Source organism: Achromobacter sp. ESBL13 (assembly GCF_036668755.1).
Lineage (GTDB): Bacteria > Pseudomonadota > Gammaproteobacteria > Burkholderiales > Burkholderiaceae_B > Achromobacter.
In genome coordinates this window covers 66,445-79,408 of record NZ_JAZEVT010000004.1, presented here as the reverse complement: position 1 = coordinate 79,408, position 12,964 = coordinate 66,445, and the positions used below count along the sequence as shown (strand labels likewise).

At 65.8% G+C, this 12,964-nt stretch carries 14 protein-coding genes; 8 read left to right on the top strand and 6 right to left on the bottom strand.

The genetic code is table 11. The features are described from left to right. The first annotated feature begins 3 nt into the window (after positions 1 to 3). Complete coding sequence (gene pyrF / locus V6F88_RS17215; protein WP_332610960.1) at positions 4 to 822, top strand: orotidine-5'-phosphate decarboxylase; 819 nt, start codon at positions 4 to 6, stop codon at positions 820 to 822. Here the strand turns inward: pyrF and V6F88_RS17210 are convergent. The 6 genes from V6F88_RS17210 to ribBA form a co-directional block, all read right to left on the bottom strand. Beyond that, the gene (locus V6F88_RS17210) at positions 806 to 1,381 is read right to left on the bottom strand and encodes a CinA family protein (RefSeq protein WP_332610959.1); all 576 of its coding nucleotides are present in this window, start codon (positions 1,379 to 1,381) and stop codon (positions 806 to 808) included. The two genes, pyrF and V6F88_RS17210, sit on opposite strands and share 17 nt — an antisense overlap. Further along, entirely contained in the window at positions 1,378 to 1,914 is a 537-nt protein-coding gene (locus V6F88_RS17205) for a phosphatidylglycerophosphatase A family protein (RefSeq protein ID WP_332610958.1), read from the bottom strand. Before V6F88_RS17205 ends, V6F88_RS17210 begins: the two co-directional genes overlap by 4 nt. A gap of 214 nt (positions 1,915 to 2,128) precedes the next feature. Beyond that, positions 2,129 to 3,094: a thiamine-phosphate kinase gene (gene thiL, locus V6F88_RS17200; protein ID WP_332610957.1), complete on the bottom strand. Its 966-nt coding sequence runs from the start codon at positions 3,092 to 3,094 to the stop codon at positions 2,129 to 2,131. A gap of 134 nt (positions 3,095 to 3,228) precedes the next feature. Beyond that, positions 3,229 to 3,738, bottom strand: coding sequence for a transcription antitermination factor NusB (gene nusB, locus V6F88_RS17195; protein ID WP_006227614.1), 510 nt, complete (start codon positions 3,736 to 3,738; stop codon positions 3,229 to 3,231). Beyond that, the gene (gene ribH / locus V6F88_RS17190) at positions 3,707 to 4,237 is read right to left on the bottom strand and encodes a 6,7-dimethyl-8-ribityllumazine synthase (protein ID WP_046803770.1); all 531 of its coding nucleotides are present in this window, start codon (positions 4,235 to 4,237) and stop codon (positions 3,707 to 3,709) included. Before ribH ends, nusB begins: the two co-directional genes overlap by 32 nt. Before the next feature lie 10 nt (positions 4,238 to 4,247). Then, positions 4,248 to 5,426 (bottom strand): bifunctional 3,4-dihydroxy-2-butanone-4-phosphate synthase/GTP cyclohydrolase II, encoded by a 1,179-nt coding sequence (gene ribBA / locus V6F88_RS17185; protein ID WP_332610955.1) that lies wholly within the window; start codon positions 5,424 to 5,426, stop codon positions 4,248 to 4,250. 148 nt (positions 5,427 to 5,574) lie between these two features. Here ribBA and V6F88_RS17180 point away from each other — a divergent pair, with 148 nt between their 5' ends. The 7 genes from V6F88_RS17180 (at position 5,575) to V6F88_RS17150 (ending at position 12,747) form a co-directional block, all read left to right on the top strand. Beyond that, entirely contained in the window at positions 5,575 to 6,411 is an 837-nt protein-coding gene (locus V6F88_RS17180; RefSeq protein WP_332610954.1) for an HAD-IIB family hydrolase, read from the top strand. A gap of 13 nt (positions 6,412 to 6,424) precedes the next feature. Further along, positions 6,425 to 7,240, top strand: a complete 816-nt coding sequence (locus V6F88_RS17175) for an IclR family transcriptional regulator (RefSeq protein WP_332610953.1) — start codon at positions 6,425 to 6,427, stop codon at positions 7,238 to 7,240. 154 nt (positions 7,241 to 7,394) lie between these two features. Next, positions 7,395 to 8,393, top strand: a complete 999-nt coding sequence (phnD, locus tag V6F88_RS17170) for a phosphate/phosphite/phosphonate ABC transporter substrate-binding protein (RefSeq protein ID WP_332610952.1) — start codon at positions 7,395 to 7,397, stop codon at positions 8,391 to 8,393. A gap of 6 nt (positions 8,394 to 8,399) precedes the next feature. Further along, positions 8,400 to 9,170: a phosphonate ABC transporter ATP-binding protein gene (gene phnC, locus V6F88_RS17165; RefSeq protein ID WP_332610951.1), complete on the top strand. Its 771-nt coding sequence runs from the start codon at positions 8,400 to 8,402 to the stop codon at positions 9,168 to 9,170. Next, on the top strand, positions 9,167 to 10,051 hold the full coding sequence (gene phnE, locus V6F88_RS17160; protein WP_332610950.1) for a phosphonate ABC transporter, permease protein PhnE: 885 nt from the start codon (positions 9,167 to 9,169) through the stop codon (positions 10,049 to 10,051). Before phnC ends, phnE (V6F88_RS17160) begins: the two co-directional genes overlap by 4 nt. Continuing rightward, a complete protein-coding gene (gene phnE, locus V6F88_RS17155) occupies positions 10,048 to 10,872 on the top strand; it encodes a phosphonate ABC transporter, permease protein PhnE (RefSeq protein ID WP_332610949.1) in 825 nt (274 codons plus the stop codon). The genes phnE (V6F88_RS17160) and phnE (V6F88_RS17155) overlap by 4 nt, the downstream gene beginning before the upstream one ends. Positions 10,873 to 11,088: 216 nt before the next feature. Further along, positions 11,089 to 12,747, top strand: a complete 1,659-nt coding sequence (locus tag V6F88_RS17150) for a CYTH and CHAD domain-containing protein (protein WP_332610947.1) — start codon at positions 11,089 to 11,091, stop codon at positions 12,745 to 12,747. The last annotated feature ends 217 nt before the right edge of the window (positions 12,748 to 12,964 follow it).

Below are 12,964 nucleotides of genomic sequence, written 5' to 3'. Positions count from 1 at the left end.
CCCATGAATTTCCTGCAAAAACTCGAACACGCCTGGACCACCAGCAACTCGCTTCTGCAAGTGGGCCTGGACCCCGACCCCCAACGCTTTCCGCGCGAATTGCAGGACAAGCCGGACGCCATCTTCCAATTCTGCCGCGACATCGTCGACGCCACCGCACCGTACGCTTGCAGCTTCAAGCCGCAGATCGCGTACTTTGCCGCGCACCGCGCCGAAGACCAACTGGAAGCGCTGTGCCAGCACATCCGCGACACGCACCCCGACCTGCCGATCGTGCTGGACGCCAAGCGTGGCGACATCGGTTCCACCGCCGAGAACTACGCGCGTGAAGCGTACGAGCGCTACCAGGCGCACGCGCTGACGGTCAGCCCGTACATGGGGCTGGATTCCGTCGAGCCCTACCTGGCGTGGCGCGACCGTGGCGTGATCGTGTTGTGCCGCACGTCCAACCCCGGCGGTTCCGACCTGCAATTTTTGAAGATGGATAACGGCGAACCGCTGTACTTGCACGTTGCCGGGCTGGTTGCCGACAAGTGGAACGCCAACGGCCAGTGCGGCCTGGTGGTGGGCGCCACGTTCCCGAACGAACTGGCGGCGGTGCGCCAGCGTATCGGCGACGCCCTGCCCCTGCTGGTGCCGGGCATCGGCGCGCAAGGCGGCGACATTACCGCCACCGTGAACGCTGGCGCCAACGCGGCGCGCAGCGGCATGATGATCAACTCATCGCGCGCCATCATCTACGCCAGCGGCGGCGACGATTGGCGCGAAGCCGCCGGCCAGGCCGCCAAGGGCCTGCGGGACGCGATCAACGCAGTGCGTTGATTTCCTGGTCAGCCCCCACGAATTCCAGCAATCCGCGCAGTGCGAATTCCACGGCGGCGTGACGCACCTGCGTGCGGTCGCCGGGGAACACGTGGGTGGCGGCGCGGCTGGTGATGCCGTCGCCCACCCGCATCGCAAACCCGAACGACACCATGCCCACCGGCTTGCCCGGCGTGGCGCCGCCGGGTCCGGCAATGCCTGTCGTGGACACGGCCACGTGCGCGGCGGGCGCTACCAGCAACACACCGTTGGCCATCTCAAGCGCCACGGGTTCGCTGACCGCGCCAAAGTGATGCAGCGCGTCGGGTGAGACGTCCAGCTCGGTCACTTTGGCATCGTTGCTGTAGGTGACGAAGCCGCGTTCAAACCAGTCGCTGGAACCCGCCACCGACGTCATCGCGCCGGCCAACAGCCCACCGGTGCACGATTCCGCCGTGCCCAGCATCCAGCCATGACGCCGCATCGCGTCGCCCAGCCGTTCGGCCAAACCGGCCAGCGTGGCTTCCGACAGCTGTGCCGCCGACAGATTCGAACGGGTACTTGCTTGCAGTTCGCTCATCCCAAGACTCCTGTGCGCGCGACCAGCACCATGACCAACAGGGCATAACCGGCCGCGACGATATCGTCCCACATGACGCCAAAGCCACCCTTGATATGGGCGTCGAAGAATTTGATGGGCGGCGGCTTGACGATGTCGAACGTGCGAAACAGCGCAAACGCCAACAGCTGCGACATCCAACCGGCCGGCGTCAGCCAAAGCACCAGCCAAAACGCCACCATCTCATCCCAGACCATTCCGACATGATCGGACTGCCCAAGTTCAAGACCGACGCGATGGCAGGCCCAGCAGCCATACAGAAAAGCCAACGCCAGGAACACGCCAATCGCCAGGTCGGATGCCGCGGGTGCGACGGCAACCCAGATGCCCCAAGCAAGTAGCGTGCCCCACGTGCCCGAGGCCGGCCGGATCAGGCCGCTGCCCAGGCCAAAGGCGATCAGGCGGCCGGGGTCACGGCACACCCACCCAAGCGTGGGATACGCGGCCCGCGAGCGTTCGCGTATGGATTGGGACGACTTATCGGATGAAGACATGGTTCGTGGGCCGCTTGGCAAAGGGATCGGAAGAAAGCTGGACAGAAGGCGAAATGGGGCAGCGCGAACGGCAATAAGGACAGCAAAGAGAACGGCACGGAGAACAGCAAAACAAACAACACGGAACCGGCAATGGGCAACGGGCAACAGGCAACAGGCAACAGGCAACAGGCAACAGGCAGCAACGTAAGGCCACGGCCATGGTGCCCGCTTTTCAAGCCCCGGGAAAATGATCGAAGCCGGCCGGCAGATCGGCCAGCGGCTGGCCGTTGGCATCCAGCACGCGCAACCCGGGTTGCGCCTGCGTCTGGCCAACGCGCGTGACGCGGGCCTGCGCATGGTCCGCAGCCTGTTGCACGGCATCGCGCCGCGCGGCGGGCGCGGTAAAGCACAGTTGATAGACGTCGCCCCCACCCAATACGGCACGGCGACGCGGCGCATCTTCCAGGGTCGCCACGGCGTCGGCGACCGGCATGCGGGCGTATTCCAGGCTGGCGCCCAGGCGGCTGGCGGCAAGGATGTGTCCCAGGTCCTGCAACAGGCCGTCCGACAAATCGATGGCGGCGTGGGCAATACCTCGCAGCGCCAGGCCCAGCGGCACCTGCGGTTGCGGCCATTCCAGCGCGGGGCGGGTCGCGGCCAGCAAGGCGGCGTTGGCGGGATACTGGCCGTCCAGCAAGCGGTAGGCTACATCGGCGGCGCCCAGTTCGCCCGACACCCAGATATCGTCGCCCGCCTGCGCGCCATCACGCCGCAACGCCTGCCCGGCAGGCACCGCGCCGAACACCGTCACGCTGATCGCCAGATCGTGCGCACTGCGGGTGGTGTCGCCACCGATCAGCGGGCAGCCGTGGGCGTCGGCCAAGGCATGGAAGCCGTCCGCGAAGGCGGCCAGCCAGGGTTCGTCCAGGCGCGGCAGGGCCAGGCCCAGCACGCAGCCGATCGGGCGCGCGCCCATGGCGGCCAGGTCGGACAGATTCACGGCCAGCGCCTTGTGGCCCAAGGCGCGCGGGTCCACGTCGGGAAAGAAATGCCGGCCTTCCAGCAGCAGGTCGGTACTGGTGGCGACCTGCTCGCCGGGCGGCACGGGAAACAACGCGCAGTCATCGCCCACGCCCAGCAACCCCGTGGGCGCGGTGCGGGTGAAATAGCGCGCGATCAAGTCAAATTCGGACGCCACGGCAACTCCGAGATGCCGGCATTGGGGCCGGTTGGAAACACAAACGCGAAGGGGTCAGGAGCAGACCACGCCTGGCGCACCGGTTAACGATGCGCACAGGGCGGCATGCGCCTGACCCCTTCGTCGGGCCCGGATCAGCGTCGCTGCTGCGCCGCCGCCTGGACCTCGTTGGCACGCACGTCAGCGGCCAGCTTGTCCAGCACGCCGTTGACGAACTTGAAGCCGTCGGTACCGCCGAACGACTTGGCCAGTTCAACGGCTTCGTTGATGGCAACCTTGTACGGCACTTCGACATGGTGAATCAGTTCGAAGCTGCCGATCAACAGGATGCCATGCTCAACGGGCGACAACTCGGCCAGCGGGCGGTCGACATAGGGCGTGAAGCGCTCGCGCAGCGCCGGGGCTTCGCGCAGGACACCATGCAGCAAGGTCTTGAACCATTGCGCGTCGGCCTCGGAAAAATCCTCGGTGTCGCGCAGATGGGCGTCGATCTCGCCGGCGTCCTGCGTGCCTTCGCCGCCGCGCAGCAGCCACGCGTAAACGCCTTGCAGCGCGAATTCGCGTGCACGGCGGCGTGCGCTGCGCGCGTTGGCGCGGGCTTGCGCCGCGCTATCAGCGCTGGTCGTCGTCTTCTTCGTCGTCAAAATCTTCGTCCTCGTCGTCTTCGTCTTCGTCTTCTTCCTCGGGTTCCAGCGCCGCCACCAGGTTGGCCATTTCAACGGCCACCTGGGCGCAATCGCGGCCCTTGCCGGCGGCGCGGGCTTGCGCCTGCTCGTCGGTGTCGACGGTCAAGACGCCGTTTGCGACGGGGATGCCGGTTTCCAGGGAGATACGGGTGATTGCAGTGGCCGTTTCATTGCTGACCACTTCAAAGTGATAGGTCTCGCCACGGATGACGGCGCCGAGCGCGATCAAGGCGTCGAATTCAAACGTTTCGGCCATGTGGGACAGGGCCACGCCCAGTTCCAGGGCGCCCGGGACGGTGGTGACCATCACGTCGCGTTCGTCCACGCCCAATTCGGCCAGTTCCTTCAGGCACGCTTCGAGTTCGGCCTGACCGATTTCTTCGTTGAAGCGGGCGCGTACGATGCCGATGTGCAGCCCTTCGCCGTTCAGGTCGGGGGTAAGGATGTAAGGGTTCATGTGTCGGCCTTCAGTGTGTTGCGGGAGTATTCTGCGGGTCGCAATCGTAACCCGTAATGGTCAGGGAAAAGCCCGCCATGCTGGGCATCTTGCGCGGTCGGGCCAACAGCCTCATCTGGCCCACGTTCAGGTCGCGCAGGATCTGGGCGCCGATGCCATACGTGCGCAAGCCGAAGCGGTCGGTGCTGGCGGCGGCGTCGGCCTGGGCCTTCGGGTCGCTCCAGCCGGCAATCTGGCCAAACAGGTGTTCCGTGGACGACTGGCAGTTCATCAGCACCAGCACGCCGGCCGGCGCGGCGGCGATGGCTTGCAGCGCCTGCGCCACGCCCCAGCTGTGCGGGCTGGCGCCGGTGTCCAGCACGTCCAGCACCGAGGCCGGTTCATGCACGCGAACCAGCGTTTCGACGTCGGGGGAAACGTTACCATGCACCAGCGCCAAATGGGCCGAGCCCGTGGCGCCGTCTTCGTAGGCCACGGCCTCGAACGTGCCCCAGGCAGTCTTCATGGGGCGCTTGCCCACGCGCTTGACGATGGATTCGTGTTCGCTGCGGTACTGGATCAGGTCGGCGATGGTGCCGATCTTCAGCTTGTGCTGGCGGGCAAATTCCACCAGGTCCGGCAGGCGCGCCATGGTGCCGTCGGGCTTCAGGATTTCGCAGATGACGGCGGCGGGCGTCAGGCCGGCCATGGCGGTCAGGTCGCAGCCCGCTTCGGTGTGGCCGGCGCGCACCAGCACGCCACCGGGCACCGCGCGCACCGGGAAGATGTGGCCGGGCTGGACCAGGTCAGACGGCTTGGCGTCGCGCGCCACGGCCACCTGGATGGTGCGGGCGCGGTCGGCGGCCGAAATACCGGTTTCAACGCCTTCGGCGGCTTCGATCGACTGCGTGAAGTTGGTGCCGTAGCGCGTGCCGTTGCGGGCCGCCATCATGGGCAGTTCCAGCTGGCGGCAGCGTTCTTCGGTCAGGGTCAGGCAGACCAGCCCGCGGCCGTGGGTCACCATGAAGTTGATGGCTTCGGGCGTGACGAATTCGGCGGCCATGACAAGGTCGCCCTCGTTTTCACGGTCTTCTTCGTCAACCAGGATGACGATACGGCCGGCGCGAAGCTCGGCGATGATCTCGGCAACAGAGGCGATACCGAAGGATTCCGGCTCGGAGCCGGGCAAAGAGGACAACTGGACGGACATGGCGGGCACGCAAACCAGGCGGGAAAGCCCGGATTTTACCGCCCCTGGGCCCAGAACCCCTATTGGTCTGCAAGAAGCCCGTCCGGCGGGGGCCATACGGTTAAACTTTCGCCCGGAGATCCCCCTTAAAACTCGAAGGAAAAACCTCATGCAAGCCCTTGCGGCCATGCCTTTGACCGTGGCGGCGGCGGTTCGCGTCGTCCTGACCGACATTGACGACACGCTGACCACCGAAGGCCGCCTGCCGGCCGACGCCTACGCCGCGCTGGAACGCCTGGAACAGGCGGGAATCCAGGTGGTGCCCATCACCGGCCGCCCGGCCGGCTGGTGTGACCATATCGCCCGCATGTGGCCGGTGCGCGCCGTGGTGGGGGAAAACGGCGCGTTCTATTACGCGTATGACCGCCAGGCCCGCCGCATGACGACCCACTACTGGACGGACGCCGCCTCGCGCCAGGCCAGCCGCAAGCGGCTGGACGCCATCCGCGACCGCGTGCTGGCCGAGGTGCCGGGCTGCGCGGTGGCCAGCGACCAAGACTATCGCGTGGCCGACCTGGCCATCGATTTCTGCGAAGACGTGCCCGCGCTGCCGGATTCGGCCGTCAGCAAGATTGTCCAGATCTTCCACGACGCCGGGGCGCAGGCCAAGGTTAGCTCGATCCACGTGAACGGCTGGTTTGGCGACTACGACAAGCTGACCATGACGCGCACGATGTTCCAGCAAGAATTCGGCCAGGACGTGGCCGACGCGTTGGACAGCACGCTATTCATCGGCGATTCGCCCAACGACGAGCCGATGTTTGCGTACTTTCCGATTTCGGTCGGCGTGGCGAACATCCAGGCGCAATTGCACCGCTTGAAAGACCGCCCCGCATTCGTGGCCGCCTATCACGGCGGCGCCGGCTTCGTCGAAATGGCCGACCGGCTGCTGGCGGCGCGCCCGCAGCCACAGGCCGCGCAATCATCCCCAGCCCGATCGGCGTAAGGGCGGACACACCGTGGCCACCTCCAAGACCCCCGCCGCGCCCGCCAATGACGGCCGCCGCAGCATCCAATCCATTGAAGTGGGCGTGCCGTTGCTGTCCGCCCTGGTCGACGCCGGCAAGCCTTTGACCTTGCGCGACCTGGCGGCGGGCGCCGGCATGACGTCCGCCAAGGCGCACCCCTATCTGGTCAGCTTCATCCGCGTGGGGCTGGTGCAACAGGACGCGGTTACCGGCCAGTACGAGCTTGGGCCCTTCGCCTTGCAGATGGGCCTGGTCAGCCTGCAACGGCTGGATCCGGTGCGCATTGCCATGCCCGAAATCGCCAAGCTGCAATCGGACATCGGTCACACGCTAGGCATCGCCGTGCTGGGTTCGCACGGCCCCACGATGATCCACATGACCGAAGCCAGCTACCCGGTGCACGTGAACATGCGCAAGGGCACGGTGATGTCCATGCTGCACACCGCCACCGGGCTGGTGTTCGCCGCGTGGCTGCCGCCTAAGGTCAGCGAGCACTACATTGCCCGCGAAGAAGGCGACACCGCGGTCATCGCCAGCGTGCCGCCGCCGCGCAAGGCGTCGCGCGCCAATATCGAGGCCCAGCTGGCCGACATCCGCGTGCACGGCATGGCGCGCGCACTGGGCAACCCGCTGCCGGGCGTGGATGCGCTGTCGGTGCCGGTGTTCGACAACACCGGCAACATCGTGCTGGCGCTGACCAGCCTGGGGCCGACGGGGCTGTTCGATGTGTCATGGGACGGCACGATCGCCAAGCCGCTTCAGGCCTGCGCGCACGAGATCTCACGCAAGCTGGGCTATCGGGTCTGACTTGCCCTGCCGACGTTCGCAAACAAACGAACATAAAGCGAACAATTCGAACAAATCCCGAAAAGAAAGGCAGGGACTTTCCCAGGTGTGCCTGTCCCCTCTTGTGTGTTTGAATTCAGGAAATATTCAAATTCATCCGAGAGGAGACAAAACCATGCACGCGATGCGTCTTATGCAAGCGGCCGCCCTGGCCGCATTCGCCGTTGGCGGTTCCGCCGCCAACGCCGCCGACACCTGCTCGAACCGCGGCGATCTGGACCAGATGTACTGCGACGCCAACAAGGATCTGGTGGCGGATACGCCCGCCGACGCCTCCAAGCAGAAAACGCCGTCGACCCTGGTGTTCACCTACACCCCCGTGGAAGACCCCGCCGTATACGAAGACATCTTCAAGCCCTTCACCAAGCACCTGTCCGAATGCACGGGCAAGCGCGTCGTTTTCTATCAGGTGCAAAGCAACGCGGCTGAAATCGAAGCCATGCGCTCGGGCCGCCTGCACGTGGGCGGTTTTTCGACAGGCCCCACCGCCTTCGCGGTGAACATCGCCGGCGCGGTGCCGTTCGCGGTCAAGGGTTACGCCGACGGTTTCCAGGGCTACAACCTGATCGTCATCGTCAAGAAAGACAGCCCGTACCAGAAGCTGACGGACCTGAAGGGCAAGAAGCTGGCGCACACCGCGCCGTCGTCGAACTCGGGCCACATGGCGCCCGTGGCCCTGTTCCCCAAGGAAGGCCTGACGCCGGACAAGGACTACAAGGTGGTGTTTTCGGGCAAGCACGACCAGTCCGTCATGGGCGTGAATTCGGGCGACTACGACGCTGCCGCCGTGGCGTCGGACGTGTTCAAGCGCATGGTCGAACGCGGCCAGGTCAAGGAAGCCGATTTCCGCGTCATCTACCGCAGCGAAAAATTCCCGACCTCGTCGTTCGCCTATGCGCATGACCTGGAGCCCAAGTTCCGCGACCAGATGCTCAAGTGCTTCTACGACTACCGCTTCCCCGCGGAAATGTCCAAGGCCTTCGATGGCGCCGACCGCTTCTATCCGGTGACCTACCAGAAGGACTGGGCCATCGTCCGCCAGGTGGCTGAATCGGGTGGCGAGAGCTTCAACCGCGCCGCCTACGACCGCGAATCCGCAAAGAGCAAGAAGTAATCCAGCATGACGACGTCGCTACGCATTTCCGGCCTGGTCAAGGAATACCGGGCCGGCCGGCCGGTTCTCAATGGCATCAACCTTGAAATCGCCGGTCAAGGCCTGACCGCCATCATCGGCCCTTCCGGCACCGGCAAAAGCACGCTTCTGCGCTGCATCAACCGGCTGATCGAACCCACCCAGGGCGAGATCGTGTTGCAGTCCAAGGATGGCGCCGTGGACCTGGCCCGTGTGCGTGGCGCGTCGCTGCGCCGCGCCCGCCGGCGCATCGGCATGGTGTTCCAGGAATACAACCTGGTCGAACGCCTGACCGTCATGGAAAACCTGCTGACGGGCCGGCTGGGCTATACCTCGGCGCTGAAGGCCTGGATGCGCCGCTTTGAACCCGAAGATATCGAGCATGCCTACAAGCTGCTGGACACCGTCGGGCTGGCGGGTTTTGCCGACCAGCGCGCCGATGCGCTGTCGGGCGGCCAGCGCCAGCGCGTGGGCATCGCCCGCGCGCTGATGCAGCGCCCCCAGCTGCTGCTGGCCGACGAGCCGACCTCGTCGCTGGACCCGAAGACCTCCGTTGAAATCATGGAGTTGCTGTCCGACCAGGGCAGCGCCACCGGCATCCCCGTCATCGTCAACATCCACGACGTGGAACTGGCGCGCCGCTACGCGACCCGCATCGTCGGCATGTCCGGCGGGCATGTGGTCTACGACGGCGACGGCCAGGGGCTGGACGCCGCCATGCTCAAGACCATCTACGGAGGCGAGTCTTGGCTGGAATGACGCACCCCCGGGGCGGTCGCCCCTTTGCCATGTCCGGGCGCGCCAAGGCGGGCCTGGTGTTGCTGGTGATCTACACCATCTATGCGGGCGCGCAGCTGGATTTCAGCTGGGCGCGCTTCGAAACCGGCATGGGACACGCGTCGACGTTTCTTTCGCGCATGTTTCCGCCCAATTTCGAAAAGCCCGCCACCTTGTGGAAGGGCATTGCCGAAAGCCTGGAAATTGCCGTGCTGGCCTCGGTGCTGGGCATTCTGTTCGCCTTGCCCGTGGGCCTGCTTGGCGCGCGCAACATGATGCCCGCCTGGGTGTCGTGGCCCGCGCGTTCGCTGGTGGCCTTGTGCCGCGCGCTGCACCCGGTCATCGTCGCCATCCTGTTCGTGAAAGCCGTGGGCTTTGGCGCGCTGGCGGGCATCCTGGCGTTGACGGTGGCGTCCATCGGTTTCATCGGCAAGCTGTTCACCGAGGCCATCGAAGAGATATCGCTAAAGCAGGTGGAAGCGGTGCGCGCCAGCGGTGCGTCGTTTGCCAACGTGATCATCTTCGGCGTGCTGCCGCAGGTGTTCGCGCGCTTTATCGGCTTTGCCACCTACCAGTTCGACTCGAACCTGCGCAACTCCACCATGGTGGGCATCGTGGGCGCGGGCGGGGTGGGCGGCACGCTGTTCTCGGCGTTCCAGCGCTTTGACTACGACTTCGTCAGCGCCATCCTGCTGACCTTGATTGCCATCATCATGCTGGGCGAAATCATCGCGGGCTTCGTGCGCGCCGTGTTCCTGGACAACCTGGGTTTTGACCGCATCCTGCAAGGCCGCTTCGCCGGCGCGCGCGGTATCGGTTCCGGCAAGCCGCCGGTGGCCCGCAAGGCCGAGGTGGAAGAATGAACGCCCACGCCTCAAGCCTGAATCCGCCCGGCTCGCCGCGTGTGTGGCAGCGCTACAGCATGGGCCAGCGGCTGCTGCGCTTTGCGCTGTATCTGCTGGTGGTGGCGGCCATCGCGCAAGCCATACGCGGCGTGGAAGTCATACCGGAATTCCTGTATGACGCGCCCGAGCAGATGGCCGACCTGTTTCGCCGCATGTGGCCGGTCGATTGGGCCTACTACCCGGACGGCGTGCACAGCGCGCTGATCGAAACGCTGCACATCGCCACCCTGGGCACCATCCTGTCCGTCTTCATGGCGGTACCGGTGGGCCTGCTGGCGGCCAACAACCTGACGCCCAGCAAAACCATCAACATGCTGGCGCGATTGATCCTGGTGTCCAGCCGGTCGGTCAATTCGCTGGTGTGGGCGCTGCTGTTCATCGCCATCTTCGGGCCGGGCGCGCTGGCCGGCACGCTGGCCATTGCGTTCCGCTCCATCGGGTTCGTGGGCAAGCTGGTGGGCGAAGCCATCGAAGAAGCGCAGCGCGGGCCGATCGAAGCGGTTACCGCCACGGGGGCCAGCAAGGCATCAGTACTTTGGTATGCCTACTGGCCGCAGATCCGCCCGGCGTTCTGGTCCATCGTGCTGCTGCGCTGGGACATCAACGTGCGTGAATCCGCCGTGCTGGGGCTGGTGGGCGCGGGCGGTATCGGCATGGCGCTGGATACGGCGCTGAACCTGTTCCAGTGGGATCGCGTGGCGCTGGTGCTGGCCGCCATCTTCGTCGTGGTCGTGCTGGCCGAAATCATCATCACGCAGGCGCGCAAGCGCATCCTGTAAGCGCTGGTTCCTGATTACGCTTGTCGGTTTCCCCTGACCAGCGCTCCTTGGCGCCGCCCTTGAGAAAGGGCGGCGTTTTTCTTTGGCCGGGCAGCAGCGGCTTGTTGTGCACCGCGAATGGCGACTATGCTCGATGTGACCAAAATATGAACCGTCATCAAATCCGCCCCCTTGCTTGATTAAGATCTCGGCTTTTGCCGTCGGACACCCCCCGCCATGTCGGAACAGGAATTGAAACTGCACGTGCCCGCCGCGACGCGCCAGGCCGTACAGAACGAAGTCAAGCAACGCGACGCCACGCGCATCCGTCTGCATGCCATGTACTTCGACACGCCCGAACGCGAGCTGGCGCGGGCGCGCATTGCCATCCGGCTGCGCCAGGAAGGCCCGGATTGGGTGCAGACCCTGAAGATGCCCGGCATCAACGCCATCACGCGCATCGAACTGAACCACCCCCGGCCCGGCCCCGTGCTGGACCTGTCCGTCTATGCCGGCACCGAAGTCGAAGAGGCGCTGGGCGCGGTCAAGGGCGAACTGGGCCTGCGCTATGAAACGGACGTGCTGCGGCTGCTGCGCAAAGTCCGCACGCGTTACGGCACGGTCGAGCTGGCCTTCGACACCGGCATCCTGCGTGCCGGCGCGCTGGAGCTGCCGATTTCGGAACTGGAATTTGAATTGATGTCGGGCCGCCCCGCCGCCATCTTCGCCGTGGCGCGTGGCTGGCAACAGCGCCACAGCCTGGTGCTGGACCCGCGCAGCAAGTCCGAACGCGGCGACGCGCTGGCGCAACTGGCCCACAAGCTTGCCGTTGAGGACGCCAACCCCGGCGACGACCTGGAAGCGCGCCGCGCCCAGGCCATTGCCCAATTCTGGGCACCGCGCGGTGCTGCCCCGGTCCAGCTGCGCGAGGACATGACGGCGCCGCAAGCCATGGGCCGCATCGCCGCCGAATGCCTGGACCAGATCGCGCGCAACGCCGCCGTGTTGGCCGAAGTCGATACCGAAGGCGTCTACCGCGCCGGCAATTCCGAACACGTGCACCAGTTGCGTGTGGGCGTACGCCGCCTGCGCTCGGCCTGGAAGTTGTTCGACGGCTGGGTGGCGCCGGTGCCGGACACACTGCTGCAAGGCGTGCGCACGCACTTTGCCGCCTTTGGGGCCAACCGCGACCAGGCCGTGCTGAATGAAACGGTGGCGCCCGCACTGATCCGCGCCGGCATGCCCGTGATTCCGATGGAAGCCGCGCCGCCTGAACAGGACGCGCAGACGATTGCCGCCGGCAAGGCGTTCCAGGCCTGGCTGCTGGAGCTGCTGGAATGGAGCCTGGAGGTGCCGCCCCCCTTGCCTTCGGGCGGCGCGCAAACCGTGGCCAACGGCACGCCCAGCGACGCCGCGCCCGAACCGGCCATCCGACTGGAAGGCGCACTGGCCGCCACCAGCGTCAAGCCGACCATCATCCCCATGCTGGCGCCCGAACCCGATCCGCACCATCTGCGCAAACAACTGGCGCGGCGCCTGCACCGCTGGCACAGCAAGGTGGCGGAACAGGGCACGCAGTTCTCCAAGCTGGATATCCCCACGCGCCATGAATTGCGCAAGCGCGGCAAGCGGCTGCGCTACAGCCTGGCGTTTGCCGAATCGCTGCTGCCCGCCGCCAAGCTGCGCGGCTATCGCAAGCTGTTGTCCCGCGTGCAGGACGTGCTGGGCGAAATCAACGATCTGGCCGTCGCCAAGGACTACTACGAGTCGTGCACCGCCACGCATCCGCAAGCTTGGTTCGCGCTGGGCTGGATCAGCGCACGGCTGGAGGAACTGGCCGTGGATGCACAAAAGGCCTTCGACGCCCTGGCGAAAAGCAAGCCGTTCTGGCGCTAGGCCAGGCCGCGCGCGGCTGCGCCACGCGTCTCGGCGTTGTGGCCTCTGCGTGCGCACATCGTTTGCGGGGCAGTGCCTGGCGGGCGCGTCGGCGCCTCGGCCCATCTACCCCATCTTCGCGACAATTGGCCGCGCGTTTTGCACCTGGACACGCTTCTAGCAAGGCGTTTCAAAAAAAGGGCCAGAGTCAGCAACCGGTCAGCTTGCTGTCAATTTG